Source organism: Pseudomonas sp. NPDC078416 (assembly GCF_050268485.1).
In the GTDB taxonomy this organism is placed as follows: domain Bacteria; phylum Pseudomonadota; class Gammaproteobacteria; order Pseudomonadales; family Pseudomonadaceae; genus Aquipseudomonas.
Window position 1 is genome coordinate 191,830 of the sequence record NZ_JBNNGV010000001.1, and the last position, 24,674, is coordinate 216,503.

Annotated in this window: 26 protein-coding genes and 1 other RNA gene; 15 read left to right on the top strand and 12 right to left on the bottom strand. The window is 60.0% G+C overall.

Annotation, left to right across the window (positions count from 1 at the left end; all coding sequences use genetic code 11):
* Positions 1-161: 161 nt before the first annotated feature.
* The 4 genes from ACQKEN_RS00890 to ACQKEN_RS00905 are packed head-to-tail and all read right to left on the bottom strand — an operon-like array spanning position 162 to position 3,004.
* Positions 162-896: an amino acid ABC transporter ATP-binding protein gene (locus ACQKEN_RS00890; RefSeq protein ID WP_427682989.1), complete on the bottom strand. Its 735-nt coding sequence runs from the start codon at positions 894-896 to the stop codon at positions 162-164.
* Complete coding sequence (locus tag ACQKEN_RS00895) at positions 883-1,533, bottom strand: amino acid ABC transporter permease (protein WP_427683771.1); 651 nt, start codon at positions 1,531-1,533, stop codon at positions 883-885. The genes ACQKEN_RS00890 and ACQKEN_RS00895 overlap by 14 nt, the downstream gene beginning before the upstream one ends.
* Positions 1,530-2,195, bottom strand: a complete 666-nt coding sequence (locus tag ACQKEN_RS00900) for an amino acid ABC transporter permease (RefSeq protein WP_427682991.1) — start codon at positions 2,193-2,195, stop codon at positions 1,530-1,532. Before ACQKEN_RS00900 ends, ACQKEN_RS00895 begins: the two co-directional genes overlap by 4 nt.
* 23 nt (positions 2,196-2,218) lie before the next feature.
* Complete coding sequence (locus tag ACQKEN_RS00905) at positions 2,219-3,004, bottom strand: transporter substrate-binding domain-containing protein (protein WP_427682993.1); 786 nt, start codon at positions 3,002-3,004, stop codon at positions 2,219-2,221.
* 266 nt (positions 3,005-3,270) lie between these two features.
* Between ACQKEN_RS00905 and ACQKEN_RS00910 the strand changes: the two genes are divergently transcribed.
* From ACQKEN_RS00910 to ACQKEN_RS00940, 7 genes are all read left to right on the top strand, one after another.
* Positions 3,271-3,975, top strand: coding sequence for a FadR/GntR family transcriptional regulator (locus ACQKEN_RS00910; protein WP_427682995.1), 705 nt, complete (start codon positions 3,271-3,273; stop codon positions 3,973-3,975).
* A gap of 123 nt (positions 3,976-4,098) precedes the next feature.
* The gene (gene trxA / locus ACQKEN_RS00915; RefSeq protein WP_427682997.1) at positions 4,099-4,428 is read left to right on the top strand and encodes a thioredoxin TrxA; all 330 of its coding nucleotides are present in this window, start codon (positions 4,099-4,101) and stop codon (positions 4,426-4,428) included.
* A gap of 228 nt (positions 4,429-4,656) precedes the next feature.
* The gene (gene rho / locus ACQKEN_RS00920) at positions 4,657-5,916 is read left to right on the top strand and encodes a transcription termination factor Rho (protein WP_037016529.1); all 1,260 of its coding nucleotides are present in this window, start codon (positions 4,657-4,659) and stop codon (positions 5,914-5,916) included.
* 96 nt (positions 5,917-6,012) lie between these two features.
* A complete protein-coding gene (locus tag ACQKEN_RS00925; RefSeq protein ID WP_427682999.1) occupies positions 6,013-7,971 on the top strand; it encodes an acyltransferase family protein in 1,959 nt (652 codons plus the stop codon).
* Between the two features lie 70 nt (positions 7,972-8,041).
* Complete coding sequence (ubiD, locus tag ACQKEN_RS00930) at positions 8,042-9,508, top strand: 4-hydroxy-3-polyprenylbenzoate decarboxylase (protein WP_427683001.1); 1,467 nt, start codon at positions 8,042-8,044, stop codon at positions 9,506-9,508.
* Positions 9,508-10,476 carry a CDP-6-deoxy-delta-3,4-glucoseen reductase gene (locus ACQKEN_RS00935; protein ID WP_427683002.1) on the top strand — a complete coding sequence of 323 codons (969 nt, stop codon included), beginning with the start codon at positions 9,508-9,510 and terminating at the stop codon, positions 10,474-10,476. The genes ubiD and ACQKEN_RS00935 overlap by 1 nt, the downstream gene beginning before the upstream one ends.
* A 211-nt stretch (positions 10,477-10,687) precedes the next feature.
* Positions 10,688-11,362, top strand: a complete 675-nt coding sequence (locus tag ACQKEN_RS00940; RefSeq protein ID WP_133774197.1) for a gamma-glutamylcyclotransferase — start codon at positions 10,688-10,690, stop codon at positions 11,360-11,362.
* 162 nt (positions 11,363-11,524) lie between these two features.
* On the opposite strand, the gene glpT is transcribed toward ACQKEN_RS00940, so the two are convergent.
* Positions 11,525-12,874 carry a glycerol-3-phosphate transporter gene (gene glpT / locus ACQKEN_RS00945; protein ID WP_192130697.1) on the bottom strand — a complete coding sequence of 450 codons (1,350 nt, stop codon included), beginning with the start codon at positions 12,872-12,874 and terminating at the stop codon, positions 11,525-11,527.
* A gap of 361 nt (positions 12,875-13,235) precedes the next feature.
* Here glpT and ACQKEN_RS00950 point away from each other — a divergent pair, with 361 nt between their 5' ends.
* A complete protein-coding gene (locus ACQKEN_RS00950; protein ID WP_427683004.1) occupies positions 13,236-14,081 on the top strand; it encodes a hypothetical protein in 846 nt (281 codons plus the stop codon).
* Here ACQKEN_RS00950 and ACQKEN_RS00955 read toward each other — a convergent pair.
* Positions 14,078-15,220 (bottom strand): acyltransferase family protein, encoded by a 1,143-nt coding sequence (locus ACQKEN_RS00955; RefSeq protein ID WP_427683006.1) that lies wholly within the window; start codon positions 15,218-15,220, stop codon positions 14,078-14,080. The two genes, ACQKEN_RS00950 and ACQKEN_RS00955, sit on opposite strands and share 4 nt — an antisense overlap.
* Before the next feature lie 318 nt (positions 15,221-15,538).
* On the opposite strand from ACQKEN_RS00955, the gene ACQKEN_RS00960 reads away from it, so the two are divergent.
* On the top strand, positions 15,539-16,108 hold the full coding sequence (locus ACQKEN_RS00960; protein ID WP_427683008.1) for an energy transducer TonB: 570 nt from the start codon (positions 15,539-15,541) through the stop codon (positions 16,106-16,108).
* A gap of 65 nt (positions 16,109-16,173) precedes the next feature.
* Here the strand turns inward: ACQKEN_RS00960 and ACQKEN_RS00965 are convergent, their stop codons facing one another.
* Positions 16,174-17,151 carry an NADPH:quinone oxidoreductase family protein gene (locus ACQKEN_RS00965; RefSeq protein WP_427683009.1) on the bottom strand — a complete coding sequence of 326 codons (978 nt, stop codon included), beginning with the start codon at positions 17,149-17,151 and terminating at the stop codon, positions 16,174-16,176.
* A 135-nt stretch (positions 17,152-17,286) separates the two neighbouring features.
* On the opposite strand from ACQKEN_RS00965, the gene ACQKEN_RS00970 reads away from it, so the two are divergent.
* On the top strand, positions 17,287-17,697 hold the full coding sequence (locus ACQKEN_RS00970) for a flagellar basal body-associated protein FliL (protein ID WP_122623502.1): 411 nt from the start codon (positions 17,287-17,289) through the stop codon (positions 17,695-17,697).
* Positions 17,698-17,714: 17 nt separating this feature from the next.
* Here the strand turns inward: ACQKEN_RS00970 and ACQKEN_RS00975 are convergent, their stop codons facing one another.
* Positions 17,715-18,164, bottom strand: a complete 450-nt coding sequence (locus tag ACQKEN_RS00975; protein ID WP_427683011.1) for an EVE domain-containing protein — start codon at positions 18,162-18,164, stop codon at positions 17,715-17,717.
* Positions 18,165-18,358: 194 nt separating this feature from the next.
* Between ACQKEN_RS00975 and ACQKEN_RS00980 the strand changes: the two genes are divergently transcribed.
* Entirely contained in the window at positions 18,359-18,508 is a 150-nt protein-coding gene (locus ACQKEN_RS00980) for a hypothetical protein (protein ID WP_427683013.1), read from the top strand.
* Between the two features lie 51 nt (positions 18,509-18,559).
* Here the strand turns inward: ACQKEN_RS00980 and ACQKEN_RS00985 are convergent, their stop codons facing one another.
* The 4 genes from ACQKEN_RS00985 to ACQKEN_RS01000 form a co-directional block, all read right to left on the bottom strand.
* Positions 18,560-19,189, bottom strand: coding sequence for a 5-formyltetrahydrofolate cyclo-ligase (locus tag ACQKEN_RS00985; RefSeq protein WP_427683773.1), 630 nt, complete (start codon positions 19,187-19,189; stop codon positions 18,560-18,562).
* Between the two features lie 100 nt (positions 19,190-19,289).
* Positions 19,290-19,468, bottom strand: a non-coding RNA gene (ssrS, locus tag ACQKEN_RS00990) — 6S RNA.
* A 31-nt stretch (positions 19,469-19,499) separates the two neighbouring features.
* Entirely contained in the window at positions 19,500-19,823 is a 324-nt protein-coding gene (locus tag ACQKEN_RS00995; RefSeq protein WP_065987460.1) for a cell division protein ZapA, read from the bottom strand.
* Positions 19,820-20,029: a TIGR02449 family protein gene (locus ACQKEN_RS01000; protein WP_037016503.1), complete on the bottom strand. Its 210-nt coding sequence runs from the start codon at positions 20,027-20,029 to the stop codon at positions 19,820-19,822. Before ACQKEN_RS01000 ends, ACQKEN_RS00995 begins: the two co-directional genes overlap by 4 nt.
* 149 nt (positions 20,030-20,178) lie before the next feature.
* Here ACQKEN_RS01000 and ACQKEN_RS01005 point away from each other — a divergent pair, with 149 nt between their 5' ends.
* The 4 genes from ACQKEN_RS01005 (at position 20,179) to ACQKEN_RS01020 (ending at position 24,606) form a co-directional block, all read left to right on the top strand.
* Entirely contained in the window at positions 20,179-20,736 is a 558-nt protein-coding gene (locus ACQKEN_RS01005) for a YecA family protein (RefSeq protein WP_108121163.1), read from the top strand.
* A gap of 81 nt (positions 20,737-20,817) precedes the next feature.
* Positions 20,818-22,152, top strand: a complete 1,335-nt coding sequence (gene pepP, locus ACQKEN_RS01010) for a Xaa-Pro aminopeptidase (RefSeq protein ID WP_427683775.1) — start codon at positions 20,818-20,820, stop codon at positions 22,150-22,152.
* On the top strand, positions 22,149-23,336 hold the full coding sequence (ubiH, locus tag ACQKEN_RS01015) for a 2-octaprenyl-6-methoxyphenyl hydroxylase (protein ID WP_427683016.1): 1,188 nt from the start codon (positions 22,149-22,151) through the stop codon (positions 23,334-23,336). The genes pepP and ubiH overlap by 4 nt, the downstream gene beginning before the upstream one ends.
* Positions 23,337-23,385: 49 nt before the next feature.
* Entirely contained in the window at positions 23,386-24,606 is a 1,221-nt protein-coding gene (locus ACQKEN_RS01020; RefSeq protein WP_427683018.1) for a 2-octaprenyl-3-methyl-6-methoxy-1,4-benzoquinol hydroxylase, read from the top strand.
* The last annotated feature ends 68 nt before the right edge of the window (positions 24,607-24,674 follow it).

The following is a 24,674-nucleotide window of genomic DNA, read 5'->3' on the forward strand; positions in this document are numbered from 1 at the left end:
CCGTCGCCAAACCGGCAACGTATTTGCGCGGTATTAGCAGGACCGGCTTTAGCCGGGAAGAGGCCTGCTTGTGCGCCGTCAATGTTGCGGTGTGACACCTGACGTCTTCCCGGCTAAAGCCGGTCCTACAATATGAGCCAAAGCCGGCCCTGCACCCGGACTCACCCCTGCTCAACCGACCCGATGAAATTCGCCAACTCGGGCGTCTTCGGGTTGGCCATCAATTCTTTCGGGTCGCCGACTTCATGGACCTTGCCCTGATGCATGAACACCAGCTTGTCGCCTACTTCCCGGGCGAAGCGCATTTCGTGGGTGACCATGATCAGCGTCATGCCGTCTTTGGCCAGCTCGCGAACGACCGCGAGTACTTCGTTAACCAGCTCCGGGTCGAGCGCCGAGGTGATTTCATCGCACAGCAGCACTTTGGGCGACATCGCCAGCGCACGCGCAATCGCCACCCGTTGCTGCTGACCACCGGACAGTCGGTCAGGGAAGGCGTCGAATTTCTCGCCCAGGCCCACGCGATTGAGCATTTCCTTTGCCAGCTTCGCCGCTTCGGCTTTGGAAGCTTTCTTCACCACCTGCGGCGCGAGCATCACGTTCTCGCCCACCGTCAGGTGCGGAAACAGGTTGAATTGCTGAAATACCATGCCGACTTTCTGCCTCAGGCTGCGCAGATCAGCCCGCGCGGCGTCGAGGTATTCGCCGTCGACCTCGATCACCCCGTCGTTGATCGACTCCAGCCCGTTGAGCGTGCGCAGCAGCGTGCTCTTGCCCGAACCGCTGCGCCCGATGATCGCCACGACCTGGCCTTCCTCAACGCTGAGGTCGATGCCCTTGAGCACATGGTGGTCGCCGTAATACTTGTGCAGGGCGGAAATTCTAAGCAGAGGCATGAAGTCTCCTTTCCAGGTAGCGCGCGCTGAGCGACAACGGATAGCAAAGCAGGAAGTAGCCCAGGGCAACGAAGCCGTAGACCATGAAAGGCTGGAACGTGGCGTTGGCGAGCATGCCGCCGGTTTTGGTCAGCTCGGTGAAGCCGATGATCGACGTGACCGCCGTGCCTTTGACCACCTGCACCGAGAACCCCACCGTCGGCGCCACCGCGATGCGCAATGCCTGGGGCAGAATCACATAGCGCAGTTGCTCGAACGGCGTCAGCGCCAGGCTCGCGGAAGCTTCCCACTGGCCGTTGGAAATCGACTCCACGCAGCCCCGCCAGATCTCAGCCAGGTACGCACTGGTGAACAACGTCAACGCCAGCGCCGCCGCCAGCCAGGGCGAAATGTCGATGCCCATCAGCGCCATCCCGAAGAACACCAGAAACAGCTGCATCAACAACGGCGTGCCTTGAAACAGTTCGATGTAGCAGCGCGCGAATCTGCGCGGCATTGCCTTCTCGGAGATGCGCAGGGTCATCACCAGCAACCCGATCACGCCGCCGCCGATGAACGCCACCAGCGACAGCGCCAAAGTCCATTGCAGCCCGGTCAGCAAGTTGCGCACGACGTCCCAAAGGGTGAAGTCCATCAGCGGCTCCTCGCGATATAACGTCGGCCGATCCAGGCCAGCAACTGACGCACCAGCAGCGCCATGCACAGGTAGATCAGCGTGGTAATGATGTACGTCTCAAACGCGCGAAAATTGCGCGACTGAATGAAATTCGCGGCAAAGCTCAGCTCCTCGGTGGCGATCTGCGAACAGACTGCCGAGCCGAGCATCACGATGATGATCTGGCTGCTCAACGCCGGCCAGACTTTGCCCAGCGCCGGGACCAGCACGACGTGGCGGAAGGTCTCGAAGCGGGTCATCGCCAGCGCGGCCGACGCCTCGATCTGGCCGCGCGGAATCGCCTGCACGCCCGCACGGATGATCTCCGTCGAATAGGCGCCGAGGTTGATGACCATCGCCAAGACGGCGGCTTGCCATTCCGATATCTGCAGGCCCAGGGACGGCAGCCCGAAGAAGATGAAAAACAGCTGCACCAGAAACGGCGTGTTGCGGATCAGCTCGACATAGACACCGAAAATGGCCGAGAACGGCTGTATTTTCCACGCCCTGACAATCGCCCCGACGATGCCGAGACTGACGCCGAGCAGGGTGCCGATCGCGGTCAGTTCCAGCGTGAACAGCGCACCGCGCAGCAGCAGGTCAGCGTTTTGCAGGACCGGGATAAAGTCGAACTGATAAGCCATTTAAGCGCCTCGGCGGTCGATGATCAGAGGTCGGCAGGCAATGGCTGCTTGAGCCAGGTCTGCGCGTTCTTTTCCAGCGAACCGTCTTTCTTTGCCGCTTCGAGTATCTCGTTCACCTTGGCGAGCAACTCGGGCTGACCTTTGTTCACACCCACGTAGACCGGCGAGTCCTTGAGCTTCACTTTCAGCTCAGGGATGCGCTTGGGGTTCTTCTCGCTGATGGCGACCATCACCACGTTGCCGCTGGCGATCAGGTCGGTCTGCTTGGCCAGGTAGGCTGCGATGGTCGAGTTGTTGTCCTCGAAGCGTTTGATCGTCGCTTCCTTCGGCGCAACGGCGGTCAGCTCGATGTCCTCGATGGCGCCACGGGTCACGCTGATGGTTTTGCCTTTCAGGTCGTCCACGATTTTGACCGCGTCTTCAGGCGGGCCGAAGACCGCGAGGTAGAACGGGGCGTAGGCGCGGGAGAAGTCGATGACCTTTTCGCGATCCGGGTTTTTGCCAAGGCTGGAGATGACCAGGTCAACTTTGCCAGTGGTCAGGTACGGGATGCGGTTGGTGCTGTTGACCGGCGTCAGTTGGAGTTTGACCTTCAATTGGTCGGCAATGAGCTTTGCCGTGTCGATGTCCAGTCCACGGGGCTGCATGTCGGGGCCGACCGAACCGAATGGCGGGAAGTCTTGCGGAACGGCGACTTTCAGCGTGCCGCGAGCGGTTACATCATCCAGACCATTAGCGTGGGCGGGGGCCTGGCCGAGCATGAGGCTGGCAAACAGGGCGGCGAGCAGGGCGCTGTAACGCTGGGTCATGTGGTGTCTCCGAATCGATCAGTGTGTAGGCGAAGCCCGAGTAATGGCCAAGCACCAGTGCACAGCCCATGCCAGCCGCTGATTTGCGACCATGGAATGCGGGCCGCAGGCTTGATCCGGTCTAACTGGTCTGAACAGTGAGTCGGCGCGCCGCCCTGCTTTGGCGCGCTTGAAAGGCCCGGCGCCCCTCGCTTGGGCGTCACTTGCCGGATGCCTTCGATGGCGATACAAGGGATTTTTCCTACGGTTTCCACACCTTGATCGCCATGCATACGAGCCCTGTCGCAGTGCCTGAAGCCGCCTTCCAGGCGATCCGCAAATTGATCGCCGAGCAGGGCTATGTGCCCGGCGACAGCCTGCCATCCCAGCGGGATCTGGCGATTCGTCTGGGCGTCAGTCGTGCTTCGTTGCGTGAGGCGTTGTCGTCATTGAGCGCCCTGGGGCTGGTCAGTGTGCAGCCCGGCAAAGGCGTATTCGTACAGGCGGTTTCTGAACCACAACGGAGCACGGGCGGATTTTCCTGGCCGTATGCAGCGCACGCCTCGCCTGCGGAGACCTTTCAGCTGCGCTATGCGCTAGAGGGTTTTGCCGCCGGGCTTGCAGCGGTCACGCTGACGGCCGACGAGCGCGATGTACTGGAAGACAACGTCGAGGCCATGCGCCTTGAACTCAAGGCAGGGGATTTTGAATGCGCGGCCCGGCTGGACTTTGATTTCCACCGGCGCATCCTCGTCGCCAGTGGCAATCAGGCGATTCTGGGGATCATCACGACCAGCGCCGATATTTTTCTGGAGAGCCAGAAACTGCCTTTTATTCGCGCGGGCAGGGCCATGGAAACCTGGCAGGAGCACCGCAAGATCCTCCGAGCGCTGGCGCGAAACGCGTCTGGCCCGGCGCAGAAGGCCATGCAGGAGCACATCCGCGGCGCAGCCTTGCGTACCGGCATTGTGTTCGTCGCGCCCTCCGGCTGAATACTGTCGATTGAGGTAACCCTGGCGAGCCATAGCGAGAGACAATTAACCCCGGCTTCCTGTCTCCGCGTGACACAGTTATGATGGCCCACGTTTTTTTGCCTATGACCTCGGAGAAATCTCATGAGTAGCGACCTGATCAAACACGTCACCGACGCGACCTTCGAAGCCGATGTCCTGAAGGCCAGCGGCCCTGTACTGGTCGATTACTGGGCTGAATGGTGTGGCCCGTGCAAGATGATTGCCCCGGTCCTGGATGACATCGCCGGCACTTACGAAGGCAAGCTGACCATTGCCAAGCTGAACATCGACGACAATCAGGAAACCCCGGCCAAGCACGGCGTTCGTGGTATCCCGACCCTGATGCTGTTCAAGGACGGCGAAGTGGCGGCGACCAAGGTCGGCGCACTGTCCAAGTCCCAGCTGCAAGCGTTCCTCGACGCCAACATCTGATGACGATATAGCCCCGCAAATTGCGGGGTTTATTTCTGGCGTCGTACTAGACGCTCAGAAAATCAAGTGGTACATTCGGCCCCGCAACGGCTTCTCCGTTGCCCCCTGCTAGCCGTCGCCGACCGTCTCCTTTCGATTTGCACGCGATCCTGTCGCCTTCTCTGCGGCGCGGCCTCATTAAGCCAAAAGCTTAATTTCCCCCTCCATACATGATTACGTCATTCCTATATGAACCTGACTGAACTCAAGCAAAAGCCTATTACCGATCTGCTCGAAATGGCCGAACAGATGGGCATTGAAAATATGGCCCGTTCGCGCAAGCAGGACGTGATTTTCTCCCTGCTGAAGAAGCACGCGAAAAGCGGCGAGGAAATCTCGGGTGACGGCGTGCTGGAGATCCTCCAGGATGGCTTCGGCTTCCTTCGTTCTGCAGACGCCTCCTACCTTGCCGGCCCAGACGACATTTACGTCTCGCCCAGCCAGATCCGCCGTTTCAACCTGCGTACGGGCGACACCATTGTCGGCAAGATCCGTCCGCCGAAGGAAGGCGAGCGTTACTTCGCACTGCTCAAGGTCGACACCATCAACTTCGACCGTCCAGAAAACGCGAAGAACAAGATTCTGTTCGAAAACCTGACGCCGCTGTTCCCGACCATTCGCATGAAGATGGAAGCCGGTAACGGTTCCACCGAAGACCTCACCGGTCGCGTCATCGATCTGTGTGCCCCGATCGGTAAAGGTCAGCGCGGTCTGATCGTTGCTCCGCCTAAAGCGGGCAAGACCATCATGCTGCAGAACATCGCGTCGAACATCACGCGCAACAACCCTGAAGTCCATCTGATCGTTCTGCTGATCGATGAGCGTCCGGAAGAAGTGACCGAAATGCAGCGCACCGTGCGCGGCGAAGTGGTTGCTTCCACCTTTGACGAGCCACCGACCCGTCACGTGCAGGTCGCCGAAATGGTGATCGAAAAGGCCAAGCGCCTGGTCGAGCACAAGAAAGACGTGGTCATCCTGCTCGACTCCATCACCCGTCTGGCTCGCGCCTACAACACCGTCATTCCGAGCTCCGGCAAGGTCCTGACCGGTGGTGTCGATGCGCACGCTCTCGAGAAGCCAAAGCGTTTCTTCGGTGCGGCACGTAACATCGAAGAAGGCGGCTCGCTGACCATCATCGCCACCGCGCTGGTTGAAACCGGCTCGAAGATGGATGAAGTGATCTACGAAGAATTCAAAGGCACCGGCAACATGGAGCTGCCTCTGGATCGCAAGATCGCGGAGAAGCGCGTCTTCCCGGCCATCAACATCAACCGTTCCGGCACACGCCGCGAAGAGTTGCTGACGGCCGACGACGAGCTGCAGCGCATGTGGATCCTGCGCAAGCTGCTGCATCCTATGGATGAAGTCGCAGCCATCGAGTTCTTGATCGACAAGCTGAAACAGACCAAGACCAACGATGAGTTCTTCCTGTCGATGAAGCGCAAGTAACACCCTGCGCTGAACTGACCGTAGAAAAATGGTGTCCTTCTGGACACCATTTTTTTTGACCTTTTCTGTAGATATCTCCCGTAGACAAGGAGCGTCATGCACACGTTTGGCAATCGTCGCGATATCGATGGACTGCGGGCACTGGCCGTGGTCCCGGTGCTGTTGTTTCACTTCGGCCTTGGCCTGAGCGGCGGCTTCGTCGGCGTCGACGTATTTTTCGTCATTTCCGGCTACCTGATCACGTCCATCATCTTCCGTGAGATCAACGCCGGGCGGTTCAGCTTCGTCGATTTCTGGGCCCGTCGTGCGCGGCGTATTGTTCCTGCCGTGACCGTTGTCGTGCTGGCCACATTGGCGTTTGGCTGGATATTGCTGACGCCCAAGGACTACGCCGAGCTGGGCCGGGAAGTGCACTATCAGTCGATGTTCATGTCCAACCTGCTGTTCATGCGGCAGGACGGCTACTTCGATTCCGCCTCAGACTTCAAACCGCTTCTTCACACCTGGTCGCTGGCGGTGGAAGAGCAGTACTACATTTTCTTTCCATTGCTGATGGTGCTGGCGACGCGGTACGTGCGGCACTGGCGCTGGTTGCTGCTCGGCTTGCTGGTGCTGTCGTTCGGGCTGAACATCTGGGCGATCAAGCACAAACCCGAGGCTGCGTTCTTTCTGCTGCCGATGCGTGCATGGGAACTGCTGTGCGGTGCCATGCTGGCCGTCGCTCCTGCGCCTAAACGCCCGCTGCCGAACGGGTTGTACCAGACGATCAGCCTGAGCGGCTTTGCTGCAGTCGTGCTGGCGATGCTCAGCTTCGACAAAACCACGCAATTCCCCGGCTGGGCGGCGCTATTGCCTGTGCTTGGCACCACGGCGATGATCTGGGCCAACGGTCATTCCGCGTCATGGGTCGGGCGTTTCCTTAGCATCAAGCCGCTGGTGGCGATCGGGCTCATCTCCTACTCGCTGTACCTGTGGCATTGGCCTATCCATGTCTACGCCAACGCGATCTCCGTCGACGGTATTTCCGACCTGGAAGCGATCGGCTGGATCCTTCTGGCGGGCGCCCTTGCCTGGCTGAGCTGGCGCTTCGTTGAGCTGCCGTTCCGTGAACGCCGCGTGCTCGGCGGCCGTAAGCCAGTGCTGATTGGCGGCTTGATTACCTTGGCCGTTTTAGCGCTGGTAGGGCAGGCGGTACGCTCCAGCGATGGTGTGCCGCAACGCATGTCAGGTCAGGCGCTTGCGTATGCGCAGTCGCAGGAATGGAGCGCCGGGCAGATGGACTGCTTCCTGCTCGGTTCCAGGCACAGCAAAGGTCTGGACAAGCTCTGCCGGGCGGGGGGCAATGCCGATGCCGCGCCGTCCCATCTCATCTGGGGCGACAGTCATGCGGCGGCCTTGTGGCCGGGCGTCAGAATCGCGGCCGAGCAAGCGCACGTGCCTGTCTGGCTGGCCAGCATGAGCGGATGCCCGCCGCTTGTCAGCACCGCAATAAGTAAGCGCTGTCAGGACTTCAACGCCCTGAACGTCGAGCGCGTCCGAACGCAGAAAATTCCCGATGTCACCTTGGCCGCGCGCTGGAGCCTGTACATCTATGGCCTGGAAGACGGCAACAAGAGCAACGTGCTGCTGAAAAACGAATCCATTGCACGAAACGAAGCGTATTTTGCCGACGCCTTGAAGGCGCAGATCGCTGAACTGCGGGCCGCTGGCGCTCAGGTCTGGCTGTTCAAGGAAGTGCCGCAGCAGCGCAAGGGCGCCATCGAGAGATTGAGCAGCCTGGCCAGGGTCGGGCGTTCGGCTGCAGAGGTTGGGCGTCCGGCGGCGGAGCTTGACGCGCGACAGGCGTTCATCAATCAGCTGTTCGCCACGCTCCGCCAAGCGGATGCGGGCGTTCACCTGATTGATCCAAAACCGCTGCTGTGTGAGGGCGGCCTGTGCCGTGCCGAAGTTGACGGGCGTTCGCTGTACAAGGACGAGGATCACCTGTCGGATCTGGGCGGCGAGAAGATGCAGCCGCTGTTCACGCCGATATTCAGCGAAACACCGCGCATTTGAGTTGGACACAAGCTGCCCTCTGCGGTCAGAGCAGGTAGGATGTGCATCTATTTGGTGAGTGGCCGGGTTAATGAAATTCAAGGACCTACGGGATTTCGTGCAGCAGCTTGAGCAGCGCGGAGAGTTGAAACGCATTCAGGTACCCATTTCCCCTGTACTGGAAATGACCGAAATCTGCGACCGGACCCTGCGCAACAAGGGGCCGGCGCTGCTCTTCGAAAAGCCGACGGGTTTTGATATTCCGGTGCTTGGCAATCTGTTCGGCACGCCCGAGCGCGTGGCCATGGGCATGGGCGCCGAATCGGTGTCCGAACTGCGAGAAATCGGCAAGCTGCTGGCGTTCCTTAAAGAGCCCGAGCCGCCCAAAGGCTTGAAAGACGCCTGGTCCAAGCTGCCCATCTTCAGAAAAGTCATCGCCATGGCGCCGAAAGTCGTCAAGGATGCCCCGTGTCAGGAGATCGTGATCGAGGGTCATGACGTCGACCTCGGCATGCTGCCGGTGCAGACCTGCTGGCCCGGCGATGTCGGACCGCTGATCACATGGGGCCTGACGGTTACCCGCGGCCCCAATAAGGAACGGCAGAATCTGGGCATCTACCGCCAGCAGGTGATCGGCCGCAACAAGGTGATCATGCGCTGGCTAAGCCATCGCGGCGGCGCGCTGGATTTCAAGGATTGGTGCGACAAACACCCGGGTCAGCCATTCCCGGTGTCCGTGGCGTTGGGCGCCGACCCCGCCACCATTCTCGGCGCCGTCACGCCAGTGCCTGACAGCCTGTCCGAATACGCATTCGCCGGCTTGCTGCGTGGTAACCGCACCGAACTGATCAAGTGCCGTGGCAACGACCTCCAGGTCCCGGCCAGTGCGGAGATCGTCCTCGAAGGCGTGATCCATCCCGGCGAAATGGCCGATGAAGGTCCGTACGGCGACCACACTGGCTACTACAACGAGGTCGACAGCTTCCCGGTCTTCACGGTCGAGCGCATCACCCACCGCATCAAGCCGATTTACCACAGCACCTACACGGGCCGGCCGCCTGACGAGCCTGCCATTCTGGGCGTGGCGCTGAATGAAGTGTTCGTGCCGATCCTGCAGAAGCAATTCCCCGAGATCGTCGACTTCTACCTGCCGCCCGAGGGTTGCTCTTACCGCATGGCGGTCGTGACGATCAAGAAGCAGTACCCCGGCCATGCCAAGCGCGTGATGTTGGGCGTCTGGTCGTTTTTGCGACAGTTCATGTACACCAAGTTCGTTATCGTCACCGACGACGACATCAATGCCCGTGACTGGAATGACGTCATCTGGGCGATCACCACGCGCATGGACCCCAAGCGCGACACGGTGATGATCGACAACACGCCAATCGACTACCTCGATTTCGCCTCGCCGGTTTCCGGACTGGGCTCGAAAATGGGGCTCGATGCCACCCATAAGTGGCCGGGCGAAACCACCCGTGAATGGGGTCGTGCCATCGTCAAAGACGAAGCAGTGACCCGCCGGATCGATGAAATCTGGACTCAGCTGGGAATTGATTGATGCGTGTAACCTTGCAGCCATCGGGCGCAATCATCGAGACATTGCCAGGCGAGCGTATCCTCGACGCCGCTCAGCGCCTGGGCTACGAATGCCCTCAGAGCTGTCGCAACGGCAATTGCCACATCTGTTCCGCGCTGCTGGTTGAAGGCAGCGTTGAGCAGGCGGGAGAGATCCGCAACCACGGCGAAATCTACACATGCCTGGCGGTACCGCAGGAAGACTGCGTTGTGCTGTGGGACAGCGTGCTTGCGCTCGGTGAGTTGCCGGTGCGCACGTTCGCCTGCCAGGTCAGTGAGTGCGTTGAAGTCGGCGGCGATGTCTGGCGGGTGATGCTGCGTGCGCCTGCGGGCAAACCACCGCGCTATCACGCCGGTCAGTACTTGATGATCCACCGGGACGACGGCGAAAAATCGGCGTTTTCCATGGCGTCTGCGCCTGAGAGCGGCCGAGAACTGGAAATTCACGTGCTTGCCCGCGAGACGAGTGCGCAAAATCTGATCAAGCAGCTGCAGCGGGAGGGTATGGCGCGGGTCGAATTGCCGTTCGGCGATACCCATCTGGGCGAGTTGCCCGACGGGCCGCTGGTATTGATCGCGGCAGGCACCGGTATGGGGCAGATGCAGAGCCTGATCGAGCATTGCCGCTCCAAGGGTTTTCCGTATCCGGTGCACGTGTATTGGGGAATGCGCCGTCCGGAAGATTTCTATCAGCTCAAGCATTGGGATGAGTGGAAGACGCTGCCTAATCTTTTCCTGCACAAAATCGTCAGTGATCTGTGCGGTTGGGAAGGGCGCTGCGGCATGCTGCACGAGGCGGTCTGCGAGGACTTCAGCGACCTGAAGTCGCTTTATGTCTACGCCAGCGGTTCGCCGGCGATGGTCTATTCGACCCTCGATGCGCTGGTGCTGGCCGGCATGGATGCGCATCAGATGTGCGCGGATGTTTTCGCGTATGCGCCGAGGCCCTGAAGCGCAGCCACTCGCCGAGCCGGATGTGGACAGCGTATTGCATGACTGTTTGTCAGATATCGGTTTTTCCGGCGTGACCCATGCGCCGGTGGCCGAGTCACACCGTCACACTGCCTGCGATGCCGTCTGATTGTTCATTCGTTGTTGCCAGACCCGTTTCATGAGTGTTCAGCGTTGCACCGGCGTCAGCCTTGCCGGTGGGGGGAACCAGATGGGGAATCAAATCAATATTCTGGCGGAAGCCGTCCATGACGGCCTGGGCTTGTCCTACCCGCCGGTCATCGATCTTGGGCCGAAACTGAGCCGCGACCAGTTACTTGCCTCCATCCATGCCACGATGAGCCGCCATCAGGGCGGTCCGATCTGGTTGTTCGCGTACGGATCATTGATCTGGCGACCCGAGTGCAGCGCCGTCGAGCGTCAGCGCGGTCGGGTCCATGGCTATCATCGCGGACTCTATCTCTGGTCCCACGAACACCGTGGCACCCCCGAGCAGCCAGGGCTGGTATTCGGTCTGGATCGCGGCGGCTCCTGCAGCGGATTCGCCTACCGATTGCCCGAAGACAATATCGACGAATCCTTGCTGGCGTTGTGGCAAAGGGAAATGCCGTTCCCGTCCTATCGCCCGCACTGGCTCAACTGTCGACTTGAAGACGGCACCAAGGTGCAGGCTCTGGGATTTGTACTGGAGCGGCATCTGCCCAGCTACGCCGGCAACCTGCCCGACAGTGTGCTTACCCAAGTGCTGGCCAATGCCAGCGGGCGATTCGGGACCACCTGGGAATACGTCGAACAAACCATCCGCGCACTGCGCACCCACGCCATGCCGGACTTGAGCCTGGAAGCGCGGTTCAAGCGGTGCAGGCCGGTGTTGTTGGCGATATAACCGCCTGACCTGCTTACGTTGGCTCTGCCTGATGGGCACGCCTCAGCGCTTCACCTGCAGGAGCGCGCTTGCTCGCGAATGCTTTGTGTCAGTCAGTAAATCCATCTCAGACAGATCGCAATCGCGGGCAAGCGCGCTCCTACATTCTCGCTGAGAAAGATGCTAAGCCATTTCCTCTCGCGACTGGCTCGCCACCCGCGTATGCCGCAGCGTCGGTATCAGGAACGCTATTGCGAGGATGCAAGCGGAGACCAGCAGCACGAAGCCGCCGTCCCAGCCGAAGTGGTCGACGGTGTAACCCATCAGCGCGCTGGCGGCGACCGAGCCACCGAGGTACCCGAACAGACCTGTGAATCCCGCTGCCGTACCGGCGGCTTTCTTCGGTGCCAGTTCAAGGGCCTGCAAGCCGACCAGCATGACCGGGCCGTAGATCAGGAAGCCGATCGAAACCAGAGCAATCATGTCGACGGTGGGGTTGCCTGGCGGGTTGAGCCAGTAGACCAGCGTCGCAACGGTCACCATTGCCATGAACACAATGCCGGTCAGGCCACGGTTGCCACGGAAGATCTTGTCGGACATCCAGCCACACAACAGCGTGCCCGGAATGCCTGCCCACTCATAGAAGAAGTACGCCCAGGACGTCTTGTCGACGTCGAAGTGCTTGGCTTCTTTCAAGTACGTTGGTGCCCAGTCCAGCACGCCGTAGCGCAGCAGGTAGACGAACACGTTGGCCAGCGCGATGTACCAGAGCATTTTGTTGCGCAGGACGTATTTGACGAAGATCTCTTTAGCGGTGAATTCCTCTTCGTGGCTCGCGTCGTAGCCTTCCGGGTAGTCGTTCTTGTAGTCCTCGACTGGCGGCAAGCCCACGGACTGCGGGGTATCGCGCATGGTGACGAAGGCGAACAGGGCGACAAACAGGGCAACCGCCGCAGGCACATAAAACGCGGCGTGCCAGTCGTTGGTCCAGCCAAGTCCGAGCAGGAACAGCGGGCCGATCAAGCCACCGCCGACGTTGTGCGCCACGTTCCACACCGACACTACGCCACCACGTTCCTTCTGCGACCACCAGTGCACCATCGTGCGTCCGCTCGGCGGCCAGCCCATGCCCTGGGCCCACCCATTGATGAACAGCAGTATGAACATGATGGTCACGCTGGACGTCGCCCAGGGCGCGAATCCGAACACGAACATCACCAGCGCGGAAATCACCAACCCGAATGGCAGGAAGTAACGCGGGTTTGAGCGATCCGACACCAGCCCCATCAGGAACTTCGACAGCCCGTATGCAATGGCAATCGCCGAGATCGCAAGCCCCAGTTGACCGCGGGTGTATCCCTCATCGATCAGGTAAGGCATGGCCAGCGAGAAATTCTTGCGCAGCAAATAGTAGCCGGCGTAGCCGAAGAAGATGCCGGCGAAAATCTGCCAGCGAAGGCGGCGGTAGGTGGAGTCGACACGCTCCTCAGGCAGCGGAGCCTGATGGGCGGCAGGACGAAAAAAGGCAAACATCGGGACACTCCATTTATTTTTTTGTTATGCGAATCCGAATATTACATTTTCGTTACAGAAAATAGGAAGGCTTCTCATCGGATAATAAGGCCGTAAATATGGGGCGAGAGGGAATTCCTTTGCGAACATCGCCTTTGTTCAGTGCTGCCCCTGGGTGCGTTTCGGTGCGTGGGACAGGTAAAGTGCGCGCTCATGGGCTCAAGATTGGCAAACCGACATGCAGTCACCCCCGCTTGGGATTCGGAATCAAAAAATCATCATTCTGTGCCGCGATGTCGGCGGATACCTTGGTCGGCTGAGCACCTTCCTCGGCAAGTCGAACGACGTTGTGTTCATTGACCTGACCCAAGGTGGGAAGGAGATGTCCTGGCTTCCGGGAAAAATGCGGCGATGGCTGAAGAAGTACCTGATCATTCGACGTGCCCACGCTGAGATCCGGGCAGCAGGGCACGTCGACGCATTGCTGGTGGTGAACCCGAGTCAGCTGGATCAGGGCCTGGTCCTGCAGGCGCAATCCGCCGCGAAGCTGACCATTGCGTACCTGTCAGACGGCATCGCACGGCTGGCCATGCCGCTCGATCAACTGGCGACCTTTGACAAGGTCTACACCTTCGATGGCGCTGACGCCCGCGAATACCAACTGCGCAAGCTCTACAACTACATCTACGAAGAACACGCCGATTTCAAAACGACGTCCGACTTCAAGGCTTTCGTGGTGATGGGCGGCAAGCACCGCGTTGATGTGCTCGGCCGGGTGGCTCAAGCGTTTGAACAATTGGGCTACAGCAGTACCTGCAAGTTTCTGGTGCAAAGCAAGCCTGTGCCGGGAGCCAGTCCATTACTGACTTTCTTTCGCCAGCGCATGGGCATCGATGAAACGGCCGAATACGTCAGGCGTTCGGAAATACTGATCGACATCGTCCGGCCGGGCCACGCGGGTTTGAGCTTCCGTTTTTTCGAAGCGCTGCTCTATCGCAAGAAAATGATCACCAACAATGCATCGGTGGCGGATTACGACTTCTACGATCCTCGCAACATCTTGATTATCGACAGCGATCACCCCGTGATCCCTGAATCGTTCATCAGCGGCGAATACGTGGACCCGCCCGAAGAGGTCGTGCAGCGGTACAGCATGGCCAGCTGGACTAACGAGGTTTTCAGTTCGCCGCCGGCCGGCCCGAATCGATTACCCATTACCGAATCTTAAGCGTCCGGCAGGGCCGCTTTGGCGCTCGGCGTTGCCTTGCGCAGGAACGGATGCTCGATGCACCAGTACGTCGCGACGCTGATACTGCTGGTCAGCAGGATGATCAGCGGTAAGTACAGTGCGTAGCTGAGCGGATCCGGTGTGGCGAAGTCATACGCGCCCATCAGGCTGAATACGCTATAGATGACGATGCCGTGCAGCAGGTAAATGCTGAAGCTGGCCTCGCCCAATATCTTCAACCCTCGAAGCTCCAGCACCCCGTGCAAGCTGTTGCCGAGCACAAACAGCGCAAACGGGACGCCGAGGATCAGCATTTGCAGGGTCGAGTACGATTTGAGCTTCATGCAGATCAGCAGTACCGCCACTGCAACCAACGTGCAGCGCACGCCCGTAAAGTCGATTCGCCATTGGCGCATCCGGTCTTCAAAGACCGCCACCGCAATGCCGACAGCAAACAGTTTGATGAACCGGTTGTGAAAGTGATGGTGGTATTCGCCCCACAGGCACGCCAGCGCAATCAGCGCGACGAGGACGGCCATGCCGGGGAGCTTGCGCCGAAGCAGGCAATACAGCACCGGCAGCGACAGATAGAAGACCGCTTCATAGAGCAGCGTCCACTGCACCGAGGCGTTGATACGCACGGTGTCGGGAAAGCCATTGATGGGGCTCCCGATGAAGATCACCCACCGACCGAGCGCTTTGATCGTTTCCATGACCGGCGCATTGACGCCTGCAGATTGATACAGCGCGATGGCCATAATCAGCGCAACGCTGAACAGGTACATCGGGAAGATTCGTCGCACCCGTGACGCCAGGATCAGCCGCCATTTCGGCTCGCTGCGGTAGATCTTCGCGGTAAACAAATACCCCGTGATCATGAAAAACAGCGACACCGGCACCGTGCCCATGTTGTTCAGCACGCGGCTTTCCGTGGTTTCCCATACCCCGTTGACGTGCCAGTAATAACTGACGATGAAGTGATGAACGATAACTGCGGTTGCGAGCACGCCCCGCAGCCCGTCCAGCGACGAAACGCGGTGGAGCGCGTCTCGGGAGAGGATCGGCAGGCGTTGGGTGGCGACGCAAAATATCGCGATCGACAGCGCGTACAGCGAGATCAGAATCAGAGTGACGGTCATCAATACGGGTCCGCAGTTCGTATGGGAGTCGATACCGAATGACTCGGTGTTCGGTATGTATCGGCCGTGAAATATACGGAACACATTAGGTGCCGTCGCGGGTTGTTTAGCGACGTGTTGATTTTGGGATCGGTCCTACGCAGCCCTGGGAAGTCATGAGCTATTGCCGCAGCAGGCCCGCGCACAAAATGCGCGCCAGTCTTTTGCTCCCACGCAGAAGGCAGACTGGAACGGGCGCGGGTGACGACAGTGATGAGCAGATGGGTGGCGTGCGTGATGTGTGCGATTTGTATCGCAGCGAGCGCGGACGAGGGCAGTGTGGCGTTTGATTACCGCAGGGCACCCGCCTGGCCGTATTCGCTTTCAAAATCCGGAATATCCGGGTGGGTCGTCTACGACCTGAAGGCGCACCATGACGGACGGGTTTCCGAGCCTGAGGTGCTGGACAGCTCGCATCCTCTGTTTTCCCTCTCCGTCGTAAACGTGGTGCCAACGTGGCGCGTAAAACCCTGGGTCGTCAGTGAGCAGCGTCCGGCAGTCATTTCGCTGCGTCAGGAGCATTACTTCGTCCACCCGCGTGAAGGAAATGCTCACGTGCCTTGGTTGCATCGGAGTCTGCGCCACCTGTCCTGCGCGAAATTCAACAAACGCTTCGAAGACTTCCAGCAGAACGCGTCTGATCTTGAACAGGTGGAGATGAGCGTGTTCCGGCACACCTACAGCGTGCTCGCGAGGGTGGCGACTTACAGAAAGCTGTCCGACGAGCAAAGGTTCGCGCTGGGGGATGCGCTGGCCGATGCAGTTCCGGAGGTCATTCAGCGATGCCGGGCGAATCCGGAACTGCGTTACAAGGACGTGTTGCCTGATCAAGTGAGGATGATGCTGTGAGCGCGTGCAGAGAACTCCGCAAAGTCAGCTTCGTTTCTTCAGAACGCGGTCGATCCCGATGCACGCTACCTGACGCTCACCACCAACTTGCCCATCGCTTTACGCTGCGCCAACGATTCAATGGCTTCCCCCGCCTGCTCCAGCGGGTAAACCTTCGACACCAACGGCTTCAGCTTGCCCTCGCTGAACCAGGTGAACAGTTGCTGGAAATTCGCCGCATTGTCCTGGGGCTGGCGTTGGGCAAATGAGCCCCAGAACACACCCACAACCGAAGCACCTTTCAATAGCGCGAGATTGACCGGCAGTTCGGGAATGCGACCACTGGCGAACCCGACGACCAGCAATCGGCCGTTCCAGGCGATGCCGCGAACGGCTTGATCAAAAAGGTCACCGCCCACAGGGTCATAGATCACGTCGACACCGTTACCGTTGGTGAGGCGTTTGATTTCATCCTTCAGATTGCTTTCGCTGTAGTTGATCAACTCGTCGGCGCCTGCGGTTTTGGCGACCTCCAGTTTTTCTGCGCTGCTGGCGGCGGCGATCACGCGAGCACCCATGGCTTTGCCGATCTCAACCGCGGCCAGGCCGACGCCTCCGGAGGCGCCGAGGACGAGCAGCGTTTCGCCGGCCTTGAGATTGGCGCGCTGTGTGAGGGCATGCATGGACGTGCCGTAGGTCATGCTGAAGGCGGCGGCGGTGGTGAAGTCCATCGCTTCGGGAATGGGCAGGACGTTGTAACCGGCCACGGCGATCTGTTCAGCAAAACTGCCCCAGCCGGTCAGCGCCATCACCCGGTCGCCGACACGAACATGGCTGACCTTTTCACCGACAGCCGTCACAACGCCCGACGCTTCACCCCCGGGCGAAAACGGAAAAGGCGGCTTGAACTGGTATTTGCCTTCGATGATCAGTGTGTCCGGGAAGTTGACACCGGCAGCGTGCACGTCCAGAAGAATCTCGTTCTTCTTCGGCTCCGGGCCAAGGATGTCCTCCAGCACCAGATCTGCAGCGGGACCGAAGGCTTTACAAAGCACGGCTTTCATCGAGGGCTATTCCTTTTTCGGGGGTGGCCGATAAGTACAGGTAGCGAGGTTGTGGGGTCAATGAGCATGCCCCGGCCTGATAGGTGTGCATAAGCTGAAGTAAGCTATGCGGCAAAGCGGATTGAGGAGCGGACTGTGAAAGCGTGGATTGTGATGTTGATGGCATTGTCGATGCCTGTTGTGGCGCTGGCCGAAGAGGGCGGCGAGAAAGAAGATCCGAACAAGGTTTCCTACGTGGCGTTGACGCCACCCTTCGTGGGCAACTACTCACTGGACGGCAGCCCGAAACTGCACGTCTATAAGGCCGACGTCGCCTTGCGCGTGACCGGCGCCGAAGCGCAGAAACTGGTGAAGCAGAACGAGCCGCTGATTCGCAATCAACTGGTGGCGCTGTTCACCCAGCAAACGGTCGACAGCATGGGCAACGTCGATGCCAAAGAGAAGTTGCGTCAGGAAGCCCTGAAGCAGACCCAGCAGGTGCTGACCCAGGAAACCGGCAAGCCTGTGGTTGATGATCTGCTGTTCAACAACTTTATCGCCCAGTAACACGCGGCCTTCTGAACTCAGCGCAGGCCCAGCACGGCGGCCCATTGTTCGTCCGTCACTGGCATGACGGACAAGCGGCTGCCTTTCTGCACCAGAGGCATGTGCTCCAGCGCGGCTTGTTGCTTCAGAAACCCCAGCCCCAGCACGTTCGGAAACGCCTCGACGAATCCCACATCAAGCGCGCTCCAGGGATTTTTCTCCTCGGTGGCCTTGGCGTCGAAATAGTGGCTTTTTTCGTCCAGCGCCGTGGGATCGGGATACGCGGCCTTGACGATTTCTCCGATGCCGGCGATTCCGGGCTCGGGGCAGCTGGAATGGTAGAAAAAGAACTGATCGCCCACGGCCATTGCCCGCAGAAAGTTGCGGGCCCGGTAGTTTCGGACACCGTCCCAGCGTGTCTGCCCGAGCTTTTTCAGCCCGCTGATCGAGAGCTCGTCGGGCTCGGATTTCATCAGCCAATAGGCCATTTATAAGGCTCCTGAACAGGTCTTGGGAAAGTTGTCCTACGCTTTGATGACAAACCGACAGTCGGCTGGCGTCAGTATTTGCGTGTTGCGTCACGTTGCCGCAGAATGCCGGCATTTTAAGGGCTGCACGACTTGGCAGCCTTGTTTAAACGCTATCGAGTTCAGATTCTGATTCGTTACAAAGGGGACGATGAATGCGACGCAAGCCGGATGTACTGTGGATATTGGCAATTTTGTTCGGCTTGGGAATCGTCACCACCGGTTACGCGCAAAGTCTGTGGGCCGCCAAGGCAGACGCGCCGGTTGAAATCACTCAGCAACAACAGTCACAGCTGCGCCGCTAAACCGCTTTTTCGCAGCGCGCTTTTCTTGCAGAAGCGCGCACTGCTGACGATTCACTCCGCCATATACCAACGCTTATCCGTCACCGTTCCTGCCAACGGAACATCCCAACTGGCAGCCGCCAGCTTCCCGACTTTCTGACACTCGTGGGCCAGTCCCAGCAATACCGGCTTGCGCCAGCTTTTGCGACGCGCGAGATAAGCGAGACTGCGGTCGTAAAAGCCGCCACCCATACCAAGACGTCCCCCTTGCGGATCGAATCCCACGAGCGGCATCAGCACCAGGTCCAGCGTCCAGATCTTGCGCTGTCGCCTGGCATTGATACGTGGCTCCGGGATGCGGAACCGGTTCGGCCTGAACGTCTCCCCGGAGCGCACGCGCTGAAACACCATTTTGGTTCGCGGCCAGGCGCTGAGCACCGGCAGGTAGGTGGTCTTGCCGCGTTTTTGAGCGGCACGAAGCAGCAGGCGCGGGTCGATTTCACCGTCCATCGGAAGGTAGAGAGAAACGTGTCGGGCGCGGCGAAACAATGGGTTTTGCGCAAGTTGACGGTACAAACCCTGCGCCGCCTGTCGCTGTTCTGCACGGCTGAGCGCGCGACGATTATGGCGAAGCAGGCGACGCAACTGTGGCCGGGAGAGGCTTGAAGGATCTGGGAGAGGAGCGGCCCCGGATGAGGTCATGCTGGCGGGTCCGTGAGGCTTTGAAGGTGATGTCGTGTAATCAGGCAGATTCACGATGCCCACCGCCAGACGGGGCGCCTGGCGATGGGTGGAAGGTTCGAGACTCCCCGACGAACCGCTGTCGGTGTAGCCCTTGAACCCGAAAGTTCAAGGTGGAGATTGCAGGAGGTTTTAAGGCTTTCCGTCGAGCGGACATGCACACCAACCCCAACGTGCAACCCCCGTGGTTGTGCGTATCGGCTCAGGGACATGACCGACTGGCAAGCACTCCAGGGAGCGGTCGCAAGTATACCGAATCATGTCCGAACAATCAGCCTTGTGCTTTATCCGAATCCGTGGCAAGGACCAGGTCTACGCGGTCCAGCAAATCGCGAACCTGCTCGCTGTTGGCACCATTGGCCTGGGCCTTTGCGGGTGGCAGTTCCTGTTTGTGCAGAAGGTCGTGGGTAATGTTCAGTGCGGCCATCACCGCAATCCGGTCTGCGCCGATGACTTTGCCGCTGCTGCGGATCTCGCGCATTTTGCCGTCCAGGTAGCGCGCAGCGCTGACCAGATTGGTGCGCTCCTCTTGCGGGCAGATGATTGAATATTCTTTGTCGAGGATTTGCACGGTGATGCTGTTGCCATTACTCATGAGTCTTGCTCCAGGGCCTTGAGGCGCGAAATCATGGACTCGACCTTTTGCCGGGCGATTTCGTTTTTTTCAATGAGTTGAGCGCGTTCCTCGCGCCAGGATTTTTCCTGAGCTAATAGGAGTCCGTTTTGACTTTTTAGTTGCTCGACACGATTGATCAATAACTCCAGTCGGGCCATCAGCGCTTGCAGGTCGTTGTCTTCCATTGTTTTCCACTGATTACTTTCAGATGAGTGGTGCAGGCGCTGGCGTCTGGATTCGCCCCGGACATCGCCTGATAGCTTGGGCGCGTCTGCCGGTGCTACGATACAAGGCCTTCATTCTAGACATTGCGCCGCCTGGCGCCTAGTTGCCCATGCCTATTCAGAATTCCCCGTACAACGGCTTCGCCACCCTGCTCACCAGCAGTGGTCATCACGTATCTCCCGCCGAATTGCACGGCCTTTTGCTGGGCCGCAGTTGCGCCGGCGCAGGCTTCGATGCAGAAGAGTGGCTGGCCGACGCTCACCTGCTGCTGGAAACAGAGCCTGACGACAAAGTGCGGCAGGCCCTGATCGGCCTGCAGGCAATGGTCAAAAGCGAACTGACCGGCGACGACATGACTGTCGTGTTGCTGTTGCCTGGCGATGATGAGCCTCTCGCTGCACGCACCGCCGCCATGGCCCAGTGGTGTCAGGGTTTCCTCAGCGGCTTCGCCCGGGTGGGTGGTCAGTCACTGAGCGATGATGCCAGGGACGTACTGCAGGATTTGGCCGCCATCGCTCAGGTTCATGACGCGCTGGACGAGTCCGAAGACGGCGAGAGCGACTACATGGAAGTGATGGAGTACCTGCGCGTTGCGCCGTTGCTGCTGTTCACCGAGTTCAACCAGAAAACCGAAGCTGAAGACGAAGCCAAGCCGTCTTTGCACTGACAGCGCGTCATTGCTGCTTCGGCCACGCCGTCTTTGCGCGGCGAAGGCCGAAGCGCACCTCCCGGAGAACCGCACTTGCCCATGATTCATATCCCGAAAGCCGAATATGCCCGCCGCCGCAAGGCGTTGATGGAGCAGATGGAGCCCAACAGCATCGCCATTCTGCCCGCGGCGGCTGTGGCGATTCGAAACCGGGACGTTGAGCATGTGTACCGCCAGGACAGCGACTTTCAGTATCTCAGTGGCTTCCCGGAGCCTGAAGCGGTGATCGTCCTGATACCCGGGCGTGAGTACGGTGAGTACGTCCTGTTCTGTCGCGAGCGCAATCCCGAGCGCGAGTTGTGGGACGGCCTGCGCGCTGGTCAGGACGGCGCGATGCGCGAGTACGGCGCCGACGATGCCTTCCCGATCACCGACATCGACGACATCCTGCCCGGCCTCATCGAGGGTCGCGATCGGGTGTACTCGTCCATGGGCAGCAATCCTGAATTCGATCGCCATGTGATGGAGTGGATCAACGTCATCCGTTCCAAGGCGCATCTGGGTGCGCAGCCGCCGAAAGAGTTCGTTGCCCTGGATCACCTGCTGCACGACATGCGCCTGTATAAATCCGCGGCTGAAGTGAAAGTGATGCGCGAGGCCGCGCAAATCTCGGCCCGTGCCCACGTGCGGGCGATGCAGGCCAGTCGCGCCGGGCTGTACGAGTTCAGCCTGGAAGCGGAGCTGGATTACGAATTCCGCAAGGGCGGCGCGAAGATGCCGGCCTATGGCTCCATCGTCGCGTCGGGGCGCAACGCCTGCATCCTGCACTATCAGGAGAACGACGCGCCGCTCAAAGACGGTGACCTGGTGCTGATCGACGCCGGTTGCGAGATCGACTGTTACGCCAGCGATATCACCCGCACGTTTCCGGTGAGTGGCAAATTCTCCGCTGAGCAAAAAGCGATCTACGAAGTGGTACTCAAATCCCAGGAAGCAGCATTTGCGGCGATCAAACCCGGCAATCACTGGAATCAGGCCCACGAGGCTACGGTTCGGGTCATTACCGACGGCTTGGTAGAACTTGGACTGCTGCGAGGCGCGGTGGATGAACTGATTGCCGCCGAAGCGTACAAAGCTTTTTACATGCACCGCGCCGGACACTGGTTGGGCATGGACGTGCACGACGTCGGCGAATACAAGGTCGGTGGCGAGTGGCGTGTGCTGGAGGCCGGGATGGCGCTGACCGTCGAGCCCGGCATTTATGTGTCCCCGGACAATCAGACCGTCGCCAAAAAATGGCGCGGGATTGGCGTGCGAATCGAGGATGACGTCGTGGTGACCAAAAAAGGCTGTGAAATCCTGACGGGCGATGTGCCGAAGACCGTGGCCGAGATCGAGGCCTTGATGGCCGCCGCACGAACGCAAGCCGCATGAGCCGCTTCAATCTGGCCATCGTAGGTGGCGGACTGGTGGGTGCAAGCCTGGCGCTCGCCCTGCAAGCCGGGGCAAAAGCGCGCGGCTGGAAAATCGTCCTGATCGAGCCGTTTGCGCCCGGCGACACCTATCAGCCCAGCTACGACGCGCGCTCTTCCGCGCTGTCGTTCGGCGCGCGGCAGATTTACGAGCGCCTGGGCCTGTGGCAGCAAATCAGCCGCCGCGCCGAGCCGATCCTCAACATTCACGTTTCCGACAAAGGCCGGTTCGGCGCTGCGCACCTGTCTTCGATGGAGGAAGGCGTTCCGGCGCTGGGCTACGTGGTTGAAAACGCCTGGCTGGGCCAATGCCTGTGGCAGGCCCTGGACAAGGACGTGATCAGTTGGCGTGTGCCGGCCGAAGTCACGCACATGCAGGCGCTGCCCGACGGCTACCAACTGACGCTCAACGATGAAACGCAGCTCACTTGCGACCTGGCGGTGCTGGCCGACGGCGGCCGTTCCAGCCTGCGCGAGCAGTTGGGTATTGCCGTGCGACACACGCCGTACGATCAGAGCGCGCTGATCGCCAACATCACACCGGGCGATGCCCACGCTGGTCAGGCTTTCGAGCGATTTACCGAAAATGGCCCTATGGCGTTGCTGCCGCTTCCGGATAACCGCTGCGCATTGGTCTGGACGCGCACCGGCAATGACGTCCAACGCCTGATGGCGCTGGACGACCGAAGCTTCCTGGAAGAATTGCAGGGCGTCTTTGGTTACCGGCTGGGTGCGCTCAAGCAAGTGGGTGCGCGTCACAGCTATCCGCTGGCGTTGATCCAGGCCGAAGAGCAGATCCGCTCCCATCTGGTGGTGCTCGGCAACGCCGCCCATAGTCTTCATCCGATTGCGGGGCAGGGCTTCAATCTGTCGCTGCGCGATGCTGCGTCCCTGGCCGAAGCGCTGCTGGCCAGTGAAGCGCCATTGGGCGAGCTGTCGACGTTACAGGCCTACCGCGCACGCCAGAGGGTTGATCAAAAACTGACCGTCGGCTTTTCCGATCAAACGACCCGGCTGTTCAGCAGTCAGCAGTCCCTTGTGACGGCGGGCCGTAATCTAGGCCTCCTGGGCCTGGATCTGTTGCCTTCAGCCAAGAGCTGGTTCGCCCGTCAGGCCATGGGGCTGGGGACGCGAAGCGATGTCTGAACACTCCATTCATTCGTGGTTTTTGCCACAACCGAGAACGATTTAAAGCATGGAAACGCGCGCAGATCTGCTGATTGTCGGGGCCGGAATGGTGGGGAGCGCGCTTGCGCTGGCGCTGCAAGACAGCGGGCTGAAGATTCTTGTGGTAGACGGCGGTCCCCTGACGGTCAAGCCGTTCGTGGCCGATGCGCCATTCGAGGCTCGGGTCAGCGCGCTGTCCATCGCCAGTCAGCGCATTCTCGAACGGCTCGGCGTCTGGGAGGGCATCGTTGCGCGGCGCGTCAGCCCCTACAGCGACATGCACGTGTGGGATGGCAGCGGCACGGGCAAGGTGCACTTTTCTGCATCTAGTGTTCATGCTGAAGTGCTCGGGCACATCGTCGAAAATCGCGTGGTGCAGGATGCGTTGGTCGAACGTCTGCATGGCAGCGAAATCGGTTTGTTGGCCGATGCGCGTCTGGAGCAGATGCGTCACTCCGGCGATGACTGGCTCCTGACGCTGTCCGACGGCCGCACGTTGCGCGCGCCGCTGGTGGTCGCGGCCGATGGCGCCAATTCGACCGTGCGACGCATGACCGGCACCGCAACGCGGGAGTGGGACTACCTGCATCACGCCATCGTGACGAGCGTGCGTACAGCGGAGTCCCATCGCAAAACCGCGTGGCAGCGCTTCACTGACGACGGCCCGTTGGCTTTTTTGCCGCTGGATCGAGAGGGTGAGCATTGGTGCTCCATCGTCTGGTCGGTGACGCCGGAGCAATCCGAGCGTTTGATGAAGCTCGACGACGAACGTTTCTGCCGTGAGCTGGAGAATGCCTTCGAAGGCTGTCTCGGGCAGGTGATTTCTGCCGATCCGCGTGTTTGCGTCCCGCTGCGTCAACGCCACGCCAAGCGCTATGTGGCACCCGGCCTTGCGCTGATCGGCGATGCCGCGCACACCATCCATCCTTTGGCGGGGCAGGGCGTCAACCTTGGCTTTCTCGACGCAGCAGTGCTGGCCGAAGTGCTGCGCGGTGCGGTCGAGCGCGGGGAACGCCTGGCCGATGAGCGTGTGTTGAGCCGTTACGAGCGTCGGCGCATGCCGCATAACCTGACGTTGATGGCGGCGATGGAAGGCTTCGAGCGACTGTTCCAGGCCGACGCGCTGCCGGTTCGGCTATTGCGTAACGCCGGGCTGAAGATGGTCGATCATTCGGCTGAAGCCAAAGCATTGTTCGTGCGCCAGGCCTTGGGCCTGACCGGGGATCTCCCGGCCCTTGCAAAGCTCTGACGGCACAGCGTTTTTTTGTAGGAGCGAGGCTTGTCCCGCGATCGGCTGCGCAGCAGTCGTAATTGGCC